A 20,622-nucleotide genomic window follows, 5' to 3' on the forward strand; every position below is an offset into this window, starting at 1 on the left:
GGGAGATTCGCCATCGGCGCCGGGCCCTGCACCGGCCCGGCCGATACGAGCCACAGCAGCGCCTTAACGCCGGATCAAAGAGAAGAGCTGCTCGTACTTGCCATTGGTGTGGTCGGTCCGGCCCACCTCGTCCTGCCAACCCCAACGATCGGCAGGAAACAGCTGACGCATCGTTGGCACTGCGCAATGGTAGGGCGGCCCGCCCTCGCGACCGGTCTGCATGAAACACGCAAACAGTTCACCGCCTTCACGCAGCCAGCCATGCAGCTTCGCCTCGTAGGCCGACCACTGCTCGGGCGCCAGGGCACAAAGAGATGTCTGGTCGTAGATGCCGTCCACTGGCCCCTCTGGTTGCCAGGCGAGCATGTCCGCCTGCACCACCTCCGCTTCCAGCCCGGCCTGCGCCAGTTCGCGGCGCAAGTGCCCTACCGGCGTAGGCGCCACATCCAGCCCGATCACACGGAAACCCCGCGAGGCCAAAGCCGGCACCTCGTGCCCAAAACCGCAACCGGGCACCACAATCCGCGAACCGGGTCCCAGCGCGGTGACCTCCAACCACCGCTCCAGCGAAGGGCTGGGCGCGCCGCGATCCCAACGGGTCGAACCCGCCTGATAGCGCGCCTCCCAGTCGGTCTCGGCATCCAGAACTTCGGAATCAACTGGCGAACCTTCGGAAATTGGCATCACTCCCCTTCTCGGCACAGGATAGGAAATGCATAGACCCTACCAAACCACGAATAACTCCCGGAGACCTCGATGGACCGTACTCAACTGCCCTATCGCATCCACCGCCAGGAACTCGGCCCGATGGAGAACTTCGTCTATCTGATCGAGGACCGCGCCAGCCATCGTGGTGCGGTGGTCGATCCAGCCTGGGATCCGGAGGCGATCATCCGTCAGGCCCGCGAAAACGAAGTCGACATCTCCGACATCCTGCTGACGCACAGCCACCACGACCACATCAACGGGGTCGAGGCAATCCTTGAACAGTATCCAAATGCGCGACTGCACCTGCTCAAGCCCGAGGCCGAGTTCTGGGGCAAGGAGCTGGAACGTCCGGAACTGCACCACGGTGGCGACGAGATGCGTCTGGGCGACACCGAGATCCGCTTCCTGCATACCCCCGGCCACACCCCCGGCTCCGCCTGCTTCCACATGCCGGCGGGCGACGACCTGATCACCGGCGACACCCTGTTCGTCTTCGGCTGCGGCCGTTGCGACCTGGCCGGCGGCGATCCGGAACAGATGTTTCACACCCTCAACGGCCTGCGCGAGGGGCTTCCGGCCCATACCTGCATCCACCCGGGCCACAACTACGCGGAAAAGACGGAATCCACACTGGCGGAGGAGGATGCGGGCAACCCCTTCCTGCACTTTGACGACAAGGACGCCTTCGTCGATTACCGCATGCATGAACACGACCGAGTACGCAGTACGCCCTATCACCCCGTCCCAAGGGGATAAGGACGGCGGACGGGGTCAGAGAACCACAGCACACTCACCGCGATGGCTTGCTGCCTCGGGGCTCATCACGACCCACCGTGCCTCCAGTCGATGCGAGCGCAGCTGGATAGACTTCCTGGCTACGAACCAGGTGTGTGCCGCAACGTACAGACGTGGGTGACAGCGCTCCGCAACATCGTTGGTGCGTTCGCATCGCCGGGTCGAAGTGCCTGCGCGATGCACGCGCCATCGACTTCCGGATTGAATGCCGGACCATCAAGGAGCGACACCATGAAAACACTTGCCTCACTCAAACTCGCGGCGGCCACGGTCCCCATCTTCGTCTTTGGCCTGGGCGGCGTCATGACCGGCGCGATGGCCGGCGAACACGAGAAGGACTCGGACGACCACGAGATGATGGAAGAACGCGGCGCCGAAGGCCACGACCGCGACGCCATGGAACAATCACGTGCGGGTGCCCGCGACGATGCCCCCCATATCCAGCGCATGCCGGACCAGGGGCTGCACGTCTCGGATCTGATGGACCAGAAGATCCATAGCCGCGAAAGCCACGACGAGATCGGGGAGGTCCATGACCTGGTCGTCGATCGGGACGGCCGTATCGTCGCGGTCGTGATCGGCACGGGCAGCGGCGTTCTCGGCCTCGGCGGAAAGGACGTGGCAATCGCCTGGGACCGTATCGAGCGCACGTCCGAAGACGGAGAGGTCAAGCTTTACATCGACATGAATGAAGACACGCTGCAGGAAATGCCGGAATACGAACGCGAGTAACGCGTTGGTCATCCTTGCCTCGAGGGGGTCCTCCCCCCTCGGGGCCACCGACTCGCTACGGAGACAGTGGTCATCTCGCGCCCGGGTGACATGACGCTCCGCGCCTACGCAAACACAGTGCGCCCCCCAACTGCATAGTCAGTTTCCGGCCAGCAAGGTCCAGACGCCAATCACCAAACCCCGAAAACGAGCCCGGGCGGGCCAGTCCCCACCCACGGCTGGCGGTTCAGTGGTGTACCCGACTCACCTTCCTCTCGAACTCTACGAGCTGCCCTTCGGCCGCGGCCCGGCTCACGCCATACCGCTCCTGGATACAGCCCACCAACTCGTCGCGTTCCCCCGCCACCGTTTCCAGTTCATCGTCGGTCAGCTTGTCCCAACGCGCCTTGACCTTGCCCTTGAACTGCTTCCAGTGATCTTTCGCGATATTCCAGTTCATCTCGCACTCCTCCGAATGGCTGACCGGCTTGATTGCCGCCCGATCCAGAACCCTGCGGAGCCCACCCGTGCCCGTCTGTGCGGGATCGCACAAACCCGCCCGAACTTCACGCGCAGCGTCCATCCTCGCTCTTCCCATCGAGGCTTCTTCCCTTCCTGAAAAGCACTACTTGGACCCACGGTTCCGGGCAATCGAGGGGTCTGTTGATTTTCGCGAACCAGGACACAGCGCGACCGGCTGTCTGTGTGCGCCAACGTACAGATACCCCATCGCTGGAAACGTAATCTGACCCCAAGTATCGACCCGGCGCCTCCCGGGCACGCCCAGAACCCACCGAGACAACCACCCCATCCCGCCCCGGATGGGGACCAATCAGGAGAAACGTAATGACCAAGAAGCTAATCGCGCTCACGCTCTGTCTGGCCGGAACACTCCCCCTCGCCGTCCAGGCCCAGCAAGCCGGATCAACGGCAAACTTCGGACCGTCCATGGGCGATCGCGAGTTCTCGCTTTCCGGAAGCGGCAGCAGTGACCGCAAGTTCGACAGCACCAACTTTGGCGTCTCGGGCGATATGGGCTGGTATCTCCGCGATCATTTGATCCTCGGGGTCCGCCAGAGCATCAACTACGCCGACATCGAGGGCGAGAACATCACCAATGACTTCTGGAATGGCGCCACGCGCGGCTACCTCAACTTCCAGACGACGGACGGCCGTCTGCGTCCCTTTGGTGGGGGCAGCCTGGGCTTCATCTACGGCGACGGCGTCAAGGACAGTGCGTTCGCCGGCCTGGAAGGCGGCCTGAAGTATTACGTCCTGGAGAACACCTACGTCCTGGGCCGCGTCGAATACCAGTGGTTCTTCAGCCGCTCCAGCGATGCAGAAGATGCCTTCCGCGATGGTGCGTTCGCCTACACCGTAGGCCTCGGCTACAACTTCTGAGCCTTCTTGCCCGGGGTAGGGGCCATTCGAAAGAACGCCTGCTGCCCTGCCCCGAGGCACACCACGATCAGGGGGCAGCCGCCCCCCCTGCCACCATCCAATCGCGCCGCAAAGTCGCTTCATCACTGCTCGAAGAGCAGGTTGACAGAGACTTCTGTGCGTCCCCGATCAGTCGCCTTTCGTTCACTACCCAATGCACAGCGCCCTTGTCTCGGACGACATGGGGCGACACCGCGAGAACACGCAAACGCGCTTCAATCAGCGTCTCGCTGAAGATCCTTTTCAACACCTCATATCACGTATCGAAATCATCGTTACACCCCTGATATCTCTTCTTCTTTATGTCTCCCGTTAACTAAAACCCAACGCGTCCGGGGGCGAATGTGCGGCAACGTACAGATGCCCTCTCGGTTGCGACCGCAATCTGCCGTTTCGGATGCAAAGCGGGCCCTACCGGTCGCGGTCGCACTCCAAAGGCTCTGCGCCATGCCAACGCGGCGGGTAACGTTTCAGGAGGCAGGTCATGATGAAAAAGGTAGCCGCAGTCATGCTCTGCCTGGCTGGACCGTTCACCCTTTCCGTCCAGGCTCAACAAGGATCGGCCGCCAACTTTGGGCCCTCCATCGGCGACCGCGAATTCTCGCTTTCCGGAAGTGCCATCAGTGACCGGAGGTTCGACAACACCAACCTCGGCATCACGGGTGATATCGGCTGGTATCTGCGTGGTCACTTGGTCCTCGGCGTCCGCCAGAGCATCCACTACGCCGACTTCGAGGACGACTTCCTGACCAATGACTTCTGGAGCGGAGCCACTCGAGGCTATCTCAACCTTCAAGACACAGACGGCCGGATGCGTCCCTTCGCTGGCGGGAGCCTGGGCGCAGTCTACGGCGACGGGGTCAACAACAGCGGGTTCGCCGGACTGGATGGGGGCTTGAAGTACTACCTCCTGGAAGACACCTACGCCCTCGGTCGCATTGAATACCAATGGTTCTTCAGCGGCTCGAATGACGCAGAGAATGCGCTCCTCGATAGTGACTTTTCGTACACTGTCGGACTTGGCTACAACTTCTGATTCGCGTCCGGGACCGGGGCTTTTCGGGCGCACGCTCGAATCGTGAAATCCACACCGGAACAACGCCGCGCCGGCCATGCCTCCGCAGGCGTCGGCGGCATGCAGGATTTCGCCCACGACCGCATTCGTGAACGCGACGGAGTGCGAAACACGCTCTATCGCCCGATCGTGCACGGCTGGGAGAGCCCGGCAGACCAAGCCGAACGCAAAGAATACCCCGCGACGGCTTGCATCCTTCGGGACCAATCGCGATAATGCGCGCCTTCAGTCGATGCGCCCGTAGCTCAGCTGGATAGAGTACCTGGCTACGAACCAGGTGGTCGGAGGTTCGAATCCTTCCGGGCGCGCCATATTCCAAGAGAGAGGGCATCCACATCCGGGTGCCCTTTTTCGTTTCTACTGGCACAAAGGATTCGAACCTCCGTTCAACAATCGGTTCGATCCCGAGCGCAGCGAGGAATGTGGCGGCCGCAGGCCGACACCCGGAAGGGCAAGACGCGCAGCGTCGCCGCTATCCTTCCGGGCGCGCCATATTCCAGAGAAGAGGCACCCACATCCGGGTGCCTTTTTTCGTTTCTGACTAGCAACGAGCGTCAGACAGGCTCAAGGCGCGTGCGACCCCGGGTCTCCAGGTGCCTCCGACATCGTCATCCCGGAAACCGCGCAGCGGTTATCCGGGATCTCCACGGTATGAGTGACCCGTACGTTGGGGCTGGAACGGCGTGTGGAGATCCCGGCTCTCCGCTGCGCTACGGCCGGGATGACGGGGAGGGGGCGCAGCGTCGCCGCTATCCTTCCGGGCGCGCCATATTCCAGAGAGAGGGATCAGTGATTTACAGTCGCTGGTCTCTTTTTCGTTTTTGGCTTCGGAAGTCCTGTGACCAACCTGTGCCGCTACGCGCCATGGGTCCCTCGGACGAGGCAACGGGATGACTTCCTGGCGCTGTGTCCAAATTGCCACCCTACTCCGGCGCCTCACCACCCTCAGGTAAGTGCTCAAAGAGATCACCCGCCTGGCAATTGAAGTAGCTGCAGAGGGCATCTGCTCCACTCGTGTCGCCGTTTTCTGATGAGGATCGGGATCCATTCCCGATGATAGTCAATGCCGGCACCCCAGCGGCCGGCCGAGCCTCAGCTTTACTGCATAAGGGTTGGCTTGGGATACTGCCTGCATGGGATGGCGCGCAGGTTTGCGGGCGGTCGCCGGAAACTCACCCGCTGATCGAGATTGCGCTCCCCTCCCGCCAGCCATGCGTTTGTTCAAACATCCTGCCCTCTTCAGCTGCCTCCTGGTCCTGGTGACGCCCGCTGCGGCTGACCCGGGAAACCCTGGCGACCCGCACCGCGTGGTCGCGGCGGCCGACTCCGCAATTGAATCGCGCATGCGATCCGGAAGCGCGCCCCTGCGCCTGACGTTGCGCGAGACCTTGCAGGTCGCGCTTGCCCGCAATCCGTCGCTGCGCGGCGCGTACCTGGGCCGTGTGGTCGACCGGGCCAATCTGGATCTGGCCAATCAGGCCTTTCACCCCCGGAGCACCGTGACGCTTCAGGCTCGCGAGCAGCGTACAGCGGGCGCGAACGGCGTGCGGACGCGCACCGCAAGCGTCAACCCAAGTGCCAGCCTCGCGCTTCCCACCGGCGCGCAGGCGGGCCTGAACTGGCGGATTGAACGGGTACTCCAATCCGACGCGCCCGACACCGCGCCAGACAGCGCCTCCGCAGTCACGCTGGACATCACGCAACCGCTATTGCGCGGTGGGGGTCTGGAGATTGGCCGCGCGCCGGTGGAACGGGCGCACCTGAACGAGGAACAGAACGTACTGGCCCTGGAGTCACAAGTCATCAGCACCCTCGCCCAGGTAATTCAGGCCTACCGCAACCTGATCCTGGAAAACCAGCGGGTCGAACTCGCCGAGCTCGCACTGGATAGAAGTCGCCAAGAGCTGGAAAACCGGACAGAGCTGGTGGAACGCGGTCGGCTTGCGGCGGCGGATCTGGCCCCGGCGCGCGAGAGCCTTGCGCGTCAAGAGCTACAGCAGGCGCAGACCCAGGAGCGCCGGGATCAGGCCGAGCTCGATCTGATTCGACTGATTGGGCTGGAACCCGGGGTGGAGATCGAGCCGCGGGACGCGATTGATGTCCACGACATTGACGGACTCCTCACCGATGCACCCCCCCTCGAAAGCGCGATGGATACGGCACTGGATCGGAGTCCGGAATTTCGCCAATCTCTGGTCACGCAACGGCTGACCGCTCTCGATCGAACACTGGCCGAGGACGCCAACCGCTGGCAACTGGATGTGACCGCCTCGGTCGAACTGCGGGGCGATAGTCCGTCCACCACTCGTGCCATCGAGCGCGGCTTCGAAGAGTCTCCTGGCCACTCCCTGGGCCTGCGCCTCAGCATCCCCTGGGGAGACCGGCACACGCGTCAACAACGCCTTGGCGCGGCACGGGTGGAGCAGCGTCAGGCGCGCCTGCGGACCCAGGAACTCCGAACATCCATCCGCATTGAGGTCGAACGCGCCCTTGGGGCGCTGGAGAGCCGGCGGGATCAACTCCATCTGGCCGAACAAGCGCTGGATCTGGCACAACAGGCTGTGGCTATCGAGCAGGAAAAGCTCGCAGTCGGGCGTTCCTCTGGGTTCGAGGTCGAAAGCGTGGAGCGCCAGCTCCGGGAGGCGGAGCAGTCGTTGCTGGACGCCGCCATCAACTACCAGAACGCCCAGACCGACCTGGATCGCGCGATGGGCATCGTGCTCGAACGCTGGGATCTGGCGATCCCATCAAGGACAACAGACACATCCGCGTACATCGATTGAGATCCGCATCGTGGCCCGGTCATCACGGCGTAGACACGGAGGCTTCATTCCCGCCCAAAACACCTCACCTTACGCTGGACTAACGCTATATCAAGGTGTCGGCACTGCCCGTGCTAGGCTGGCGCGCATTTAACGGCGAACAAGCACGGAGGCCACGTCCAAATGATTCCTCAACCGATACGACGCGCCCTATTGCTGAGTGTGACATCGGCCCTGGTTGCCACCTCGGGATCCAGCCTGGCCTCGAGCACCAGCAGCGCCAATGTAGGTGACGAGCTGCGCGCGGGGGACCAAACCCGCATACAGGCCTTGATCGGCTCCACCGGCTGCATGGAACTGCGGGGCCTGAGCGACAGCGAAGTGCAGGGATATCAGATCATCGAGTCCTACCGTGGAGGCAATTCGACCGAGGAACGCGGTCGGGAGCGCTGGCGCGAAGGCGAGACGAAACGGTTCGACTTCCGTAACTCGGCAATCATGGTGCTCTCTGGCTCCGTGGAGATCACCGAGATCAATCGTAGCGGCGGGGGCTGCCCCGATCGCCTCGGACTGCGCGTCGGCTGATGGCCACGGCAGGGCAAACCAGCACCCCCCACCCCAACCCGGTATCCGCAATGAATCCAATTTCTCGCCTGCTCACCACTACGGTCGTGCTTTCGCTCGCCTCGGTGACCCTCTCCTCTGCGGTAGCCTCAGGGGGTGGCAGCTCCGCCAATGAAGGGGACGTCCTGCGCAGCGGCGACAGCGTACAGCTCGCCACGCAAAGCTTCGCCACCGGGTGCATCGGATTCCGCGGGCTTGCCGACAGCACCCTGCAGGGATACGCAATGGTGATGGACCCAAACTCGCACACCGAAAGTCTCACACTCGCAGCCCGCGACCGGGAACAGTGGCGCGAAGGCGAGAGCAAGCGGCTGGATTTCAGCCACCGTTCGGAGGTTCACGTAGTCTCCGGTCAGGTCGAGATCACCGAGATCAACTACAGCGGCGGCGGCTGTCCGAACCGCCTCGGCATCCGCTAATCCGCCAAGCAGCTCCGGCACACCCACCGTTGCGGCATTGGTGATACAGCGGTCCGCCCTGTCCGCACTCGCGCGTGCGGGCCTGCTGGCAGGTTCCGCGGTTCTCTTTCACCTGAGTTTCCCGGAGGGCCCCCTGCCCGGGGCCTTCGTCCTGATATCCATTGCCCTTCTGGGGCTCGCCTTGCAGGGCCTGACCATCGGCGCATCCGCTGCGGCCGGCCTTCTGGCGGGCCTGGGCTACTGGCTGCCATCGCTCGGATGGGTCGTATCCGGCACCGAAGCTTGGCTCGGCTTCCCATGGACCCTTGGCAGCCTGATGGTGCTGGGGCTGGCGGTCCTGCACGCAGTACCCTACGCGCTGTTCTCCGGTACAGTCGCCGCACTTGCGCTGCGCCTGGAACGTCCCGCTGAGGCCCTGCTCGCAGCGGGACTGCTGACGGTGGCCCTGTCCTTCTCGCCGCAGGTCGTTCCCGGACATTTTGCCTACGCCCTGCTCGCCCACCCCCTGCTGGCACAAGTCGTCGATATCGGCGGCATGCCCCTGCTGCTCTTTTTCTCGACCTCGATCGGCTTTCTCGCCGTCGGCATGCTGATCGCGGTGAGTCGCCACACGCTCACCCCAGTAGCGCCAGTACTCCTCGGCTTGCTGGTGGTGACCCTGCTGGCCTACGGGAGCCTGCGCCTGGATGCACTGGAACGGGCAGCTCCGGAACACAGCACCCGGTTGGGCCTGGTACAGCCCAATATCCCGGTACATGTGCGGCGCGACGACATGCCGATGGCCGATCGAAACAACGACATCGATACCGCCATTGCGCAGACTCGAGACTTGCACAAGACCGACCCGGATTTGGATCTGGTGATCTGGCCCGAGGCGGCCATGACACTTCAGGCGGCTCCGCAATCCTGGGGGCATCGCGCCCTTGCCGCCCTGGCCGACGAGATCGGGGTACCCATCCTGGTCAACGGGACCGAGCACCGGGATGATCCGGGCCATGGCACTCACAACGTCGCCCTACTGTTCGAGCCAGGGGCCGGCCTGTCCGGGACCTACCGCAAACGCAAGCTCGTGCCATTCGGCGAATACCTGCCGTTCGAAGCGCAACTACCCTGGCTACGCAAGCGCCTGCCACATGCCTCACGCTTCAGCCCGGGACAAGCGGAACAGTCCCTGACCGTGCCCGACGGGGTGCCCCTGGCCCCGACGATCTGTTTCGAGAGTCTGTTCGCCAACCTCGTGCGCGAGAACCTGTCGGGGCAAGCGGGGATCATCGTGAACATCAGCAATCACGCCTGGTTCGGTTCGCCGCGCGCTGCTGATGCGCACCGGGCCATCGCGCGCGCACGCAGCCTGGAGAACCGCAGTCCGTTGGTCATGCTGCACAACACCGGAGGCGGCGCTGTCTTCGACGCGGCTGGCCGAGTGGTGCCAGGTAGCGAGACGCCTCAGTGGCGTAGCACGACCCAAAGCATCGTGGTCCACACCGTGGCGGAGCGCCCTTTCTACCAACGCCATGGCGACCGCTTCCTTCAGGGCCTGGCCGTGCTGGTCCTGCTGGCCGGCCTCCATCGTGGCTGGCGCCGGCTGGGACGCTCTACTCGCTACGCAGTGCGATGATCGGATCCAGCCGCGAGGCCTGCAGGGCGGGGTAATACCCGAAGGCAATCCCCGTCAGCGTGGAGACGGAAACGCCCAGCAGTACCGCCATGGGTGCCGCCACGAACGCGTTCCCAGTGAAATGGGCAAAGGCGATGGCCACCCCGGTTCCCAACGCGGCCCCAATGACACCGCCCAGCAGACACAGCATGACCGCCTCGGCCAGGAATTGGCGACGGATGTCGGCATTGCGGGCCCCGATGGCAAGCCGAATGCCGATCTCCTTGCGTCGCTCGGTGACCGATACCAGCATGATGTTCATGATCCCTACGCCCCCCACGATGAGCGCAATACTGCCGATCGCGCCCAGCATGATCGTGAACATGCGGCTTTGCTGCTCCATGTTGGCCAGCAACTGTTCGGCGCTATTCACCTCCACGGGTAACCCCGGGGCGCGCTCCTCCACCCAGGTCTCGATGGTTCGCGCCAGTTCCTGATGGTCGGCCTGTGGATGCACACGCGCCAGGATGCCTTCCAGCTCGTCATCGGCATCGAAACGCTGCAAGGCTTCGATCGGTAGAAAGATCGTCCGGTTCGGGGAGATCGGACTCACCCCGCCGCCTCGTGGATACGGCTCCAGGATTCCGGCCACCGTCATGGTGTAGCCGCCCAGCCCCACTCGGGCACCCACTTCCAGTGCCTGGTTGGTTTGCGCGGCATAGCTGGATGCCACCTCGGAACCGACCACACCCTGGAGCTCCACCCCATCCAGCTCGGAGACCCAGCGCCCGGCGGCCAGGCGTACCCGCAAGAGCCCCTGTAACGCCTCGGTCGCCCCCGTCAGCCGGATATTCTGGGTCTCCGCGCCCGCTCGCAGTTGCGAACTCGCCCCATCAAATGGCGCGACTTGAATCAATTGCGGCAGGGCCGGCCCCAACGCCCGAGCCAGCGCAAGGTCCAGCTGGTTACGCGCGGGGTCGTCCTCATCCGTGGCGTAGCGCTGTCGGATATTGATGACATTGGTCCCCATCGCGCGAAACTGCTCCAGCACCGCGTTGTGCATGATAGACCCGACATTCAGCATCGCGATGACCGAGGCCGTGCCGATCACGATCCCCAGTAGCGCCAGCAGGGAGCGCTGCTTGGTCGCCACAATATTGCGGCTCGCCTCGCCCAGGAGCATCCGCAACCTCATGCCGGCACCTGCTCCGGGCCGGCGACCACACCGTCCCGGATGACCAGTTGCCGGGGACACTCCCGTGCGATGGCCGGGTCGTGGGTGATGATCACCACGGTCACGCCTTCGCCGTTGAGCTCGTGGAACAGATCCATGATCTCGCGGCCCACACTCGAATCCAGCGCGCCGGTGGGCTCATCCGCCAACACCACGGAAGGGTTGCCCACCAGTGCACGCGCAATCGCGACCCGCTGGCGCTGGCCGCCGGAGAGCTCGTTGGGTCGATGATCGACCCGGTCACCCATGCCGACTCGACCCAGGATCTCGCGCGCACGGCGACGCATCTCCCGCTTGCTCACGTCCTGATACAGCAGCGGCAGCCCCACGTTATCCAGGGCCGTCAGTCGCGGCAGCAAGTGAAAGGTCTGGAAGACGAAACCGATCTGCTGATTGCGGTAATGCGCCAGGGCATCGGGCGCGAGTTGCAGCACGTCCTGACCCTCGAAAAAGAAATCACCCGAAGACGGGCGTTCAAGCATCCCGATGATGTTCATCAGCGTGGACTTGCCGGAGCCGGAAGCCCCCATCAGCGAGGCCAGCTCACCCCGGTGGATCTCGAGTTGAACTCCGCGCAGGACGTGCACATCGGTGGGCCCGACTCGATAGGAGCGATGGACGTCTTGCAGGCTAACCAGCGGTTGCGCCGCGGACATCAACCTTCACCCACGGGTGGCAACAACCGGTCACCGGGTTCCAGGCCGCTCTGCACCTGGACCCCATCGTATCGGGACCGGCCGAGTTCCACGGCGACCCGCTCGGAGCCGTTGGATGTCTGCCGCAGGACCCAACGCTCCGACCCGCTCCCGCCCAGATAGGCATGGGGCACGACCACCGCATCCGGATCCTGCTGCGTGATCACATCCACGGAGGCGGACATCCCCACCCGAATCCGGTCCAGGTCCTGGGCGTCGAGGTCATCAATACGCACGATCAGACGGAACGATGGCAGACCTCGTCCGCTCCCCTCCTGCGCTTGCGAAGACACGTAGGACACCCGGGCCGGCATCGGGTCACCCGCGCCTCGCACCACGTTCACCCGGGCCGACTGGCCCGCCTGGACGTCATGGATATCCAGCTCATCAACGGTCCCTTCGATCTCCAGGGAAGACAGGTCGCCCACCGCCAGCAGGGCGGCACCACTGGACACACGCCCCCCAGCCTCTACCCGCTCGCCGTCATCCCGGTCCTCGCCGAGGGGCGCCAGAACGACGCCATCGACCGGGGCGTATACGCGGGCCCCCTCACGCTGGCGTTGTACCTGCTCATACTCCGCGCGCGCGTTCTCAACCTCGACGCGAGCCCGCGCAATCGCCCGTTCACCGCCCTGACGCGAGGTCTCCGCAAGGTCTTCTCGCGCGGCCTCGACCCGCACTCGGGATTCTTCCACTCGCTCCCGGGCCGCCCGCAACTCGCGCTCGGGAACGATGCCACGTTCGAATAGATGCTCGACATCATCGAGTTCGCGCTGATCGTTACTCAAATTGCGTTCGGCCTGCCTCAGACTGCGGCGTGAACTGGCCATCTCGCGGCCCTGCTCCCAGTCCTCCAGGTCCTCAAGCTCCGCCTCGGCATCCGCCAGGTCGCTGCGTGCACGCCGATAGCGGATATCGATCTCGGTCGAATCGAGTTCCAGCAGAAGATCACCCTCATCCACCCGCTCGCCATACTCAACGTGGCGGGCCACCACGGTGGACTCGAAAGGACTGACCAGCGTAATGACATCGCCCGGACGAAACCGCCCGGAAAAGCTCGTGGTGGTTTCCACCGCGCGCGATTGCACCTCGAACGCTCCGGGCTGAGTGGCATCGACGACCTGGGCATCGCTGGCACCAAATTCGGGCAACGCGGCGTTCGGGATCGCCCAGTACCCAGCACCCGCAAATACGGCCACAACGGCGGCCGTCATCATCAGCCGCATGCGGCCGGAACGGCGGTACGCCTGCTGCAAGGCCTCGCTGTTCGCCTCGATTTCCAGGAAGGCGTCCTGCAGTTCCTTGTGTTTGCCGCGCAGCTCATCGGAAAGGCTCTGCTCGGCCTGGCGTGCCTGCTCCAGGTCCGTCACATCCGTAAACACCGCCAGCACGGCGCGTTCGCCCCCGGCTTGCCGGGGCGCCAGATAGGAGGTGGTCAACTTCAGCGAACGCACGTGCCCGCCCAGGCTGATGGACACCATCTGGTCGGGCTGCATCACACCGGAATAGACCGCCTCGAACAATGCATCGACAAAGGCTGCGTAGCCCTCTTCTCCGATAAACACCTCGGCCAGGCTGCGTCCTTCTGCCTCATCGGCCCGCAAACCGAGAATCGCCGCCCCGGCGGGATTCAAGGTCGTGATCGCGCCAGAGGCGTCGACGACCAGCACCCCATCCGCCATCGAATCCAGGATCTGCTGACTCAACACAACTTGACTGTCGCTCATGGCATCACTCCCGCTTCAGGGAGCGACAGCCCCCAGCTATCCAGCGTGGTCCCGAGCGCCCGGTCCAGCGCAGTCTGCGCATTCAGATACGCAATCACGGCGTCCAACAAGCTCTGCTCGGCCTGCTGGAGGTTTTGTTCGGTTGCATTGACCTGGAACGACGTCGTCCGGCCCACCGCCAGCCGCTCACGCTCGATCTCCAGGCTTTCGCGCGCCAATTCCAGCGAGCGCTGCGCCAAGCCCAACTGTTGCCAGCGACTGTTCAGATCATTCAGGGAACGTTCCACTTCCAGCTCCAGCTCGACTTCTCGTTCGGAGAACTGGATTTCCGATTGCCGCAGGCGAATGCGGGATTCAAGCAGTCGAACCGGCCGCTCCGGATCCAGGGTCGGGATCTCCAGCTCCAGCCCCAATGCATATCCCGGACGTTCGTCCAGCGTCGAACCGGTGGCCTGCCGAGCGCTTCGCCCGGTCGCCCCGGCATCCAGCGAAGCGTTCAGATCGAGTCTCCAGAGGTGTTCATTCTCGGCCAGCATCTGCCCGATCGATTCGATCTCGCGCGCGATCCGCAGGCGTAAATAATCCGGACGGTTGTCACGCGCAATCGATGTTGCCGCTTCCAGCGAGGGAGATCGAACGCGAAGGCTCTCAAGCGCCTCCAGCTCGACTGTGTCTCGCAGACGAAGACGCGTGTCACGCCCCAGGTTGAGCAGGCGCAGGAGCTCCAGCCGAGACTGATCCACGGCATCTTCGGCCTGGCTGACACTGAAGCGCTGATTGGCCAGACGCGACTCGGTTTGCACCAGTTCGTTGGATGCCATGCGCCCTCGCTCCACCAGCGCACGATTGCGTTCCAGCTGTTCAACGGTGCGCTCCAGGGAACCCTTCGCGATCTCCAGGCGCTGCTGCCCCTGCAACAGCGCGCGATACGCCGCAATCACACTATCGATGGTCCCGACCACCGTCTCTTCCAGCCCCAGGGCACTCGCGGTTTCCTGCAAGCGGGCAATCTCGAGGGGTGCCCGACCCACCGCCAGGCCGCCGCCACGCAGCAACGGCTGATTCAGGTCCAGCGAAAGTTGGGAGCTGCGCGAGGTTTGGATGGCGGGCTCATCCAGGCCATGGTCCTGGTCAAGATTCCAGCTGAAACCGATTCGGCCACCCGTCGGAAGTGCGGTATCCAGAGACGGCGAGAGGGTGCTCGACCGCTGCGTCTCGGCATCATCCCCGGGCGCCCGGTTCTGCTGTGCACCCAACACGATCGTACCCCGGGGCCGAAACTGCGCCTCGGCCACCGCCAGATTCAACTGATCGACGACGCGATCGAGATACGCGCTTTGCAGCTGGGTATTCCGCCGCAGGGCCAGGGCAATGGCATCGGCCAGACCCAATTCCACCTCGCTGCCCGACAGCGGGGTAGGCTCGTATTCGTGGACATTGAAACTACTTGCAGAAGCAGCGGCCGTGGGCATCACAACCCATGCGGACACTGCAAACGCCAAGCTGGCCAGCACACCTGTGACCCAGCATGCTGGCCAGCCTCGCGTGTCACCTAACACGTGCGGTTCGTTTAGATCCGAGACCTAACGTCGTTCCCGGGTGCACAGCCAACCGGTTTGGGACGAATATTCACTACTGCTGGCACCACTGCTGAGCCGGTCGGCATGCTGCTTGCGCAGGTACGACTCCAGATCCGAGTTGCGCACATTGGCAAAATACTGCCCGAAGTTCGCCCCGATTGCGTTGCTTCCACAACCACCTCCGGTACTCCCAATACCCACGCACACACAAATCGTAGAAGCGTTCGCGGTCGCGCCGAACATCACCCCACCCAACAGCATCATCGTAGCCAAACGCTTTTTCATCTTTTTCTCCTAGTTGTCGAACTCAACAGACGGCCGCTCGCCTTTCTTCTTGAATCGGCGAGGATTTCACCGGCCACACACTCGTATCATTCGATCGTGCAGACGTTTGCCTGCACGCGTACTACAGCCGCGAAACCGCCTCGATCATGGCCACCGGCAAGAGTTGGAGCACTCGACCCGGTGGCTCAGCTCGCCCTGATCGTCGTACCAGGTGATCTCGACTTCACTGGAGTAGTAGGAGGCATATCCAGGCAATGACATCAGCACCGAATTGAGTCGCCCTCCGTCCAGTTCGTACGCGTAGTTCCCATACCAGCCATCCCAGACGAACTCTTCGCTTGCACCCGGGGCAAGGCGGAACTGCCGTTGTTCATAATCCGCCGATCCGTGCAGGACCGTAATGGTCCCCTGCAGTGCCTCACTGGAGCGGTTCTCGAGTCGCAGCTCGGAAACCTGGTCGGCCGTGGCCATCCCCGCCGACATCGTGGCTATCCCAACCGCAGCCACCAACGCCCATCGTGTCAACCGTCCCATCCATCACCTCTCGTGTCGATCGGAACCGCGCAACGACCGCCCCGATGTCATGATCGCCCGTGTCCAACCAGGCGCCTTTCGGGCGGTATCAGAACACAAACCGTGATTCAGTTCAGATTTCGCCCCAATGCGACTAACGGAAAACTCACGCTTCCGGCGAGCACCCGCACCGAGACGGAGGATCAGGCGCGAGCCTGACCTCCAAGGAAACACTAATCAATGGGCCCGCATCCGGCCCATTGGCCACCGACGCATTTTGGGAAGGACATTGGGGCCACAGCGGCGTGTTCCCCCCCCCTGTAACCGCCGTTTTTGGCGGTTACAAGGGCGATTTCCGGTCCTGCGGACATCGGTGCTCTTAAGAGCACATCTTGGGAAGGCGGGCGCGCCATACGTTCCGCTTGAAACCTGTCAGCGCCCGGGGTGCCGAGCATTGGCGAGACGGAGGATGCCCTCGCAACACGGAAAACTGCCAGCAGGCGGGATCAGGGGTCCGTTCGGAACAGCGAAAACGAAGCATATCGCCGTAGCGCGTGGGAGAGATCGGCATCATCACAGAGTTCGGATTTCACCCGACAACCCCCACGCGCATGTGTCGGCGACCCGAGTGTTATACCCTGCGCCTGTAAAGGTAAGCGCCGCGTCCGAGAAGGCTACGCGGGCTCCGGCGATCTTTTGGGTACAAATGCGAGCAAGCGGAGGCCAGTGACGGCGTGCGGTGCAGTCTCGATATTGGTAACGAACTGACGGAGATCCCTCGACTCGCTGGTGAAGTCGAGGCGTTCTGCGAGCGCGCCGGCATGGAAGCCAACACCGTGAATCTCGCGCTCGATGAATGGATTACCAATCTCGTGTCCTACGCCTTCGATGACGGCGGCGAGCACCGGATTGGTGTGGAACTCGAGGCGGACACCGAAGGCCTGACGGTCGTGGTGACCGATGATGGCCACTCCTTTCATCCGCTAGAGGACGCACCGAAGGTCTCCCTGGAGGGAGGCGTCGAGGACCGCGCGATCGGAGGCCTGGGGCTGTATTTCATCCGAACGCTGATGGACGACATTCAGTACGACAGTGCCGACGGAGTGAATCGCCTTCGACTGCGACGTCTCAAGCGCAAGTGACAACGAACTGAACAACAAGGCCCGATTACGTAATGGAATTGAATAAAGAGACGGTGGACGGCGTATGCGTGGTGAGCCCCGAGGGGCGCCTGGACAGTAATACGTCGCCGGCTTTCGAGGCGAAACTGCTCGCCCTTCTGGACGATTCGCCCACCCTGGTGATCCGGTTTGCCGACCTGGAATACATCTCCAGTGCCGGGCTGCGGGTCATGCTCATGGCGGCGAAGAAGGTTCGGCAGCTGAATGGTCAGCTGGTGCTGTGCGAGATTCATGAGCCGATCCGGGAGGTCTTCGAGATCAGCGGCTTCCTGTCGATCCTGGACGTCTGCGATGATCGGGCGGTGGCCGTGGCACGCGCCCGCGGTGAGGCCTGAAGCCCGGTACTGATTACAGTGTCCGGGCCTCAGGTGCGTCCGCCCGCCGGCCCGACAAAGTGCAGTGCCAGCACGGTGACGTCATCCGCCTGATCGGCCTCGCCGGCAAACTCCTCTACCGCCTTCATGACGGCCGCAGTCTGCTCCCCAACCGCTCGGCCCTTGAGCTCGCCGTACAGGCGGATCAGGCGGTCCTCGCCGAACAGGTCCTGGGCTGGATTCGCCGCCTCGGTCACGCCGTCGGTGTACAGCAGCAGCTCTTCGCCCGGCGCCAGATGCAGATGCTGCGTCGCGTACGGCATATCTTCCATCGCCCCAAGCACCAGTCCAGGTGCCAGCTTTAACCACTCTGCGGTGCCATCCACCCGCCGGATCAACGGCGGGTTGTGGCCCGCATTCGCCATCACCAGCTCCCCGCTGTCCAGGTCGAGAATCCCGCACAGATAGGTCACGAACATCCCGCTGTCGTTGTTCAGGCACAGCTCGTTGTTGACCCGTTCGAGGATGCGCCCGGGATCGGGCTCCTGTTCCGCAATGCCCTTGACCAGGGTCTTGGTGACGGCCATGAACAGTGCGGCCGGGACGCCCTTATCGGAGACGTCACCTACGGCAAAGAACAAGCGGCGGTCGCCCTGCATCGTAAAGAAGTCATAGAGATCGCCCCCAACCTGGCGTGCCGGGAGCAGATCCGCATGCAGATCGACATCCGCCTGCATCCGAGAGAGCTCCAGCCGCCGCGGCAGAAAGCTCATCTGAATGTTGCGGGCGATCTTCAGTTCGGACTCGATCCGCTCCTTGGCCGCTGTGGTTGCGGTCAGGTCGTTGATGTAGTCCTTCAGGGACAGGCGCATATCATTGAAGGATCGAGCCAATTCACCGATCTCGTCCTGAGAGCGAATGGGGGGCATAGGCTGATCGAGATTGCCCCGGGCGATCTCGCCGGCACTGGTAACCAGCCCCTTCAGGGGGCGCGTGATACCCCGGGAGATCGCGATAATGGCCCCCAGAAGAATCAGGAACCCGACACTTCCGATGATCAGCACCAGGTGCATCACCCGCAGCACATCGCCGAACAGTTCCCGCTCCGGGATGACCACCCCCACCACCCAGTCAGGATCCGGGAGGCGGACGTGGTAGAGCCGCGCAGGTTCGTCTAGCAGCGCCTTCGGCAACCGGCTGAACCCCTCCTCCTGACGCTGCAGCATGCGCCCGAGTTCGCGCAGTTCCGGTTCATCCAGCGTCTGGGCCAGACTGAACAGGCTCTCGCGCATAATCCAGTCGCTGTTCGGCCAGGAGATAAAGCGCGTCTGCCCGCTCAATAAAAAGCCGAAGCCACTGTCCAGCACCTCAACCGCATCGACGGTCTCGGTCAGACGTCGCAACTCGACGTCGAGGGTCACGATCCCACCGAGTTCCTCCGTGCCGTCCGCCACGCCATTGGCCATCGAAAAGGGCGTGGAGAAGGTGGTGATCAGGCGATCGGGATCGGCCGCCGATGCAAACGGATCCGCCCAGAATGCTTCGCCGGTGAGCGCGGGGATCTGATACCAGTCGCGGGTGAAATAGTCGAAGTCGTCCCCGCCGAGGTTTATGTACTCCAGTTCCCCATCGGGTCCCTCGTAAACGAAGGGCCCGTGGTATCGCTGTCCGGGGATTGCCGCTTCAGGTTCCCAGGTGATGGCGGCACCCTGGGCGGCCGCCGTATTGGTCGTAATCGACTCCAATAGAGGCCGCATGGCCTCGGGGTCATGCCCGCCCTGAGTCAACGAGGCGGCCAGGGTCCGCCCCGAGCCCGCGACTTCGTTGAGTGAGGCCTCGATGCGCCCGGCCGTGGCGCGGGACAGCTCGCGGGCCTGGTGCTCCGCATGGTCCAGCATGATGTCGCGGACCATGTAGTACAGCAGCCCCGACGTCGTGAAGAAGATGGTCGCCACCGTCACCACGGTGACCAGCGCCAGACGTACCGCCAGGCTCTTACTCGGGGCGTGCATCAATCACCGGGCGGTGGAAGGTGTCGTAGTCGACAGGTTCACGCTCGAGGCTGACCAGGTTATTCATCAGGTTGTGGGCCATTAGATAGTCATTGGGGTCGAGTACCGGGGCCGGCAGGCGGCCGTCCGAGTCGAAGTAAAGCGAGCGAAGCACCTTGAGCATTAAGCTCTGGTGGGCGCGGTTCGTGGGCTCACCGTGCTGCTGGACCCGCTCCATAACCGCATCCACCGCGTGCTCCGGATGCTCGAAGGCGTGCTGCCAACCGCGTAGCGATGCAGCCACGAAGGCCTTCACGGCTTCGGGGCGCTCCTCGAGCGTGGATTCGAGAACGTAAATCCCGTCCTCGGCCAGGCCAGTGCCGTGTTCCTCCAGCCCGATCGTGGAAAGCTCCTCCGGCTCGAATCCCGAAAGATAGAGCTCCACCATCTCGTTGAACCGAGTGGCCATGGCCGCATCGACCGCACCCGAGCGAAGGGCCGTTACACCCGATCCCTGATCGATAATCTCCGGCTCCACGCCGTAGGCGCGAAACAGCGCTTCGGGTTGCATGCGAAAGCTCTGCCAGCGGGCCACACGGCGCCCATCGAGATCCTCGGGCGCGAGGATGTCGCGATCAGCAAAGGACACGATCACCAGCGACGAGTCGTGCAGCAGTTGTGCTACGTTGACGACCTCCACACCGGCGTCGCGAAGCTCCAGCGCCTGCACCAGATACAACAAGGCGATATCGGCCTCGCCACGAGCCAGCGCCTCGGATGCCGGATAATCCGGGCCGTGCGGAAGGATGTCCACGTCCAGGCCGGCATCGCGGTACCAGCCCTGGTCGGCGGCGACATAAAAACCGGCAAACTGCGACTGCGGGACCCAGTGCGGCTGTACACGCAAGGGTTCCGCGAATGCCGAACCCGCCGCCAGGACCAGACTCAGGGCCAGCAACCGGCCGACCCAC

At 63.4% G+C, this 20,622-nt stretch carries 20 protein-coding genes and 1 tRNA gene; 11 read left to right on the forward strand and 10 right to left on the reverse strand.

Annotated features, from left to right (window positions below; genetic code table 11):
• Positions 1-63: 63 nt before the first annotated feature.
• Entirely contained in the window at positions 64-684 is a 621-nt protein-coding gene (locus TVD_RS07580; protein ID WP_018169911.1) for a methyltransferase domain-containing protein, read from the reverse strand.
• A gap of 72 nt (positions 685-756) precedes the next feature.
• On the opposite strand from TVD_RS07580, the gene TVD_RS07585 reads away from it, so the two are divergent.
• The gene (locus TVD_RS07585) at positions 757-1,464 is read left to right on the forward strand and encodes an MBL fold metallo-hydrolase (protein ID WP_019568766.1); all 708 of its coding nucleotides are present in this window, start codon (positions 757-759) and stop codon (positions 1,462-1,464) included.
• Between the two features lie 270 nt (positions 1,465-1,734).
• The gene (locus TVD_RS07590; RefSeq protein ID WP_047251251.1) at positions 1,735-2,235 is read left to right on the forward strand and encodes a PRC-barrel domain-containing protein; all 501 of its coding nucleotides are present in this window, start codon (positions 1,735-1,737) and stop codon (positions 2,233-2,235) included.
• A gap of 226 nt (positions 2,236-2,461) precedes the next feature.
• Here TVD_RS07590 and TVD_RS14910 read toward each other — a convergent pair whose 3' ends face one another.
• On the reverse strand, positions 2,462-2,674 hold the full coding sequence (locus TVD_RS14910; RefSeq protein WP_026304820.1) for a CsbD family protein: 213 nt from the start codon (positions 2,672-2,674) through the stop codon (positions 2,462-2,464).
• Between the two features lie 488 nt (positions 2,675-3,162).
• Between TVD_RS14910 and TVD_RS07600 the strand changes: the two genes are divergently transcribed.
• The 7 genes from TVD_RS07600 (at position 3,163) to lnt (ending at position 10,152) form a co-directional block, all read left to right on the forward strand.
• Positions 3,163-3,615: a hypothetical protein gene (locus TVD_RS07600; protein WP_018951896.1), complete on the forward strand. Its 453-nt coding sequence runs from the start codon at positions 3,163-3,165 to the stop codon at positions 3,613-3,615.
• 523 nt (positions 3,616-4,138) lie between these two features.
• Positions 4,139-4,690 carry a porin family protein gene (locus TVD_RS07605; protein ID WP_082119100.1) on the forward strand — a complete coding sequence of 184 codons (552 nt, stop codon included), beginning with the start codon at positions 4,139-4,141 and terminating at the stop codon, positions 4,688-4,690.
• 273 nt (positions 4,691-4,963) lie between these two features.
• Positions 4,964-5,040: transfer RNA gene (locus TVD_RS07610), tRNA-Arg, on the forward strand.
• A gap of 900 nt (positions 5,041-5,940) precedes the next feature.
• The gene (locus TVD_RS07615; protein WP_047251252.1) at positions 5,941-7,512 is read left to right on the forward strand and encodes a TolC family protein; all 1,572 of its coding nucleotides are present in this window, start codon (positions 5,941-5,943) and stop codon (positions 7,510-7,512) included.
• 162 nt (positions 7,513-7,674) lie between these two features.
• Complete coding sequence (locus tag TVD_RS07620) at positions 7,675-8,076, forward strand: hypothetical protein (protein WP_047251253.1); 402 nt, start codon at positions 7,675-7,677, stop codon at positions 8,074-8,076.
• 50 nt (positions 8,077-8,126) lie between these two features.
• Complete coding sequence (locus TVD_RS07625) at positions 8,127-8,534, forward strand: hypothetical protein (RefSeq protein ID WP_047251939.1); 408 nt, start codon at positions 8,127-8,129, stop codon at positions 8,532-8,534.
• A gap of 82 nt (positions 8,535-8,616) precedes the next feature.
• Complete coding sequence (lnt, locus tag TVD_RS07630) at positions 8,617-10,152, forward strand: apolipoprotein N-acyltransferase (RefSeq protein ID WP_205622099.1); 1,536 nt, start codon at positions 8,617-8,619, stop codon at positions 10,150-10,152.
• Here lnt and TVD_RS07635 read toward each other — a convergent pair.
• From TVD_RS07635 to TVD_RS07655, 6 genes are all read right to left on the reverse strand, one after another.
• Complete coding sequence (locus TVD_RS07635) at positions 10,130-11,314, reverse strand: ABC transporter permease (protein ID WP_047251254.1); 1,185 nt, start codon at positions 11,312-11,314, stop codon at positions 10,130-10,132. The genes lnt and TVD_RS07635 overlap by 23 nt on opposite strands.
• An 8-nt stretch (positions 11,315-11,322) precedes the next feature.
• Complete coding sequence (locus TVD_RS07640) at positions 11,323-12,021, reverse strand: ABC transporter ATP-binding protein (protein ID WP_018951889.1); 699 nt, start codon at positions 12,019-12,021, stop codon at positions 11,323-11,325.
• Entirely contained in the window at positions 12,021-13,787 is a 1,767-nt protein-coding gene (locus TVD_RS07645; RefSeq protein WP_047251255.1) for a PAS domain S-box protein, read from the reverse strand. The genes TVD_RS07640 and TVD_RS07645 overlap by 1 nt, the downstream gene beginning before the upstream one ends.
• Complete coding sequence (locus tag TVD_RS07650) at positions 13,784-15,277, reverse strand: TolC family protein (protein ID WP_240472254.1); 1,494 nt, start codon at positions 15,275-15,277, stop codon at positions 13,784-13,786. The genes TVD_RS07645 and TVD_RS07650 overlap by 4 nt, the downstream gene beginning before the upstream one ends.
• A gap of 93 nt (positions 15,278-15,370) precedes the next feature.
• Positions 15,371-15,652, reverse strand: coding sequence for a hypothetical protein (locus TVD_RS14575; protein ID WP_156167524.1), 282 nt, complete (start codon positions 15,650-15,652; stop codon positions 15,371-15,373).
• A 144-nt stretch (positions 15,653-15,796) separates the two neighbouring features.
• Positions 15,797-16,123, reverse strand: coding sequence for a hypothetical protein (locus TVD_RS07655; protein WP_019628093.1), 327 nt, complete (start codon positions 16,121-16,123; stop codon positions 15,797-15,799).
• Positions 16,124-16,899: 776 nt separating this feature from the next.
• Here TVD_RS07655 and TVD_RS07660 point away from each other — a divergent pair.
• Together TVD_RS07660 and TVD_RS07665 are read left to right on the forward strand one after the other, a co-directional pair.
• Positions 16,900-17,307 carry an ATP-binding protein gene (locus tag TVD_RS07660; protein ID WP_019568756.1) on the forward strand — a complete coding sequence of 136 codons (408 nt, stop codon included), beginning with the start codon at positions 16,900-16,902 and terminating at the stop codon, positions 17,305-17,307.
• 32 nt (positions 17,308-17,339) lie between these two features.
• A complete protein-coding gene (locus tag TVD_RS07665; RefSeq protein WP_019568755.1) occupies positions 17,340-17,681 on the forward strand; it encodes an STAS domain-containing protein in 342 nt (113 codons plus the stop codon).
• 29 nt (positions 17,682-17,710) lie between these two features.
• Here TVD_RS07665 and TVD_RS07670 read toward each other — a convergent pair whose 3' ends face one another.
• Together TVD_RS07670 and TVD_RS07675 are read right to left on the reverse strand one after the other, a co-directional pair.
• Positions 17,711-19,672 carry a SpoIIE family protein phosphatase gene (locus TVD_RS07670; protein ID WP_047251257.1) on the reverse strand — a complete coding sequence of 654 codons (1,962 nt, stop codon included), beginning with the start codon at positions 19,670-19,672 and terminating at the stop codon, positions 17,711-17,713.
• On the reverse strand, positions 19,656-20,609 hold the full coding sequence (locus TVD_RS07675) for an ABC transporter substrate-binding protein (RefSeq protein ID WP_018951882.1): 954 nt from the start codon (positions 20,607-20,609) through the stop codon (positions 19,656-19,658). Before TVD_RS07675 ends, TVD_RS07670 begins: the two co-directional genes overlap by 17 nt.
• Positions 20,610-20,622 lie beyond the last annotated feature (13 nt).

The organism is Thioalkalivibrio versutus (genome assembly GCF_001020955.1).
Taxonomy (GTDB): domain Bacteria; phylum Pseudomonadota; class Gammaproteobacteria; order Ectothiorhodospirales; family Ectothiorhodospiraceae; genus Thioalkalivibrio; species Thioalkalivibrio versutus.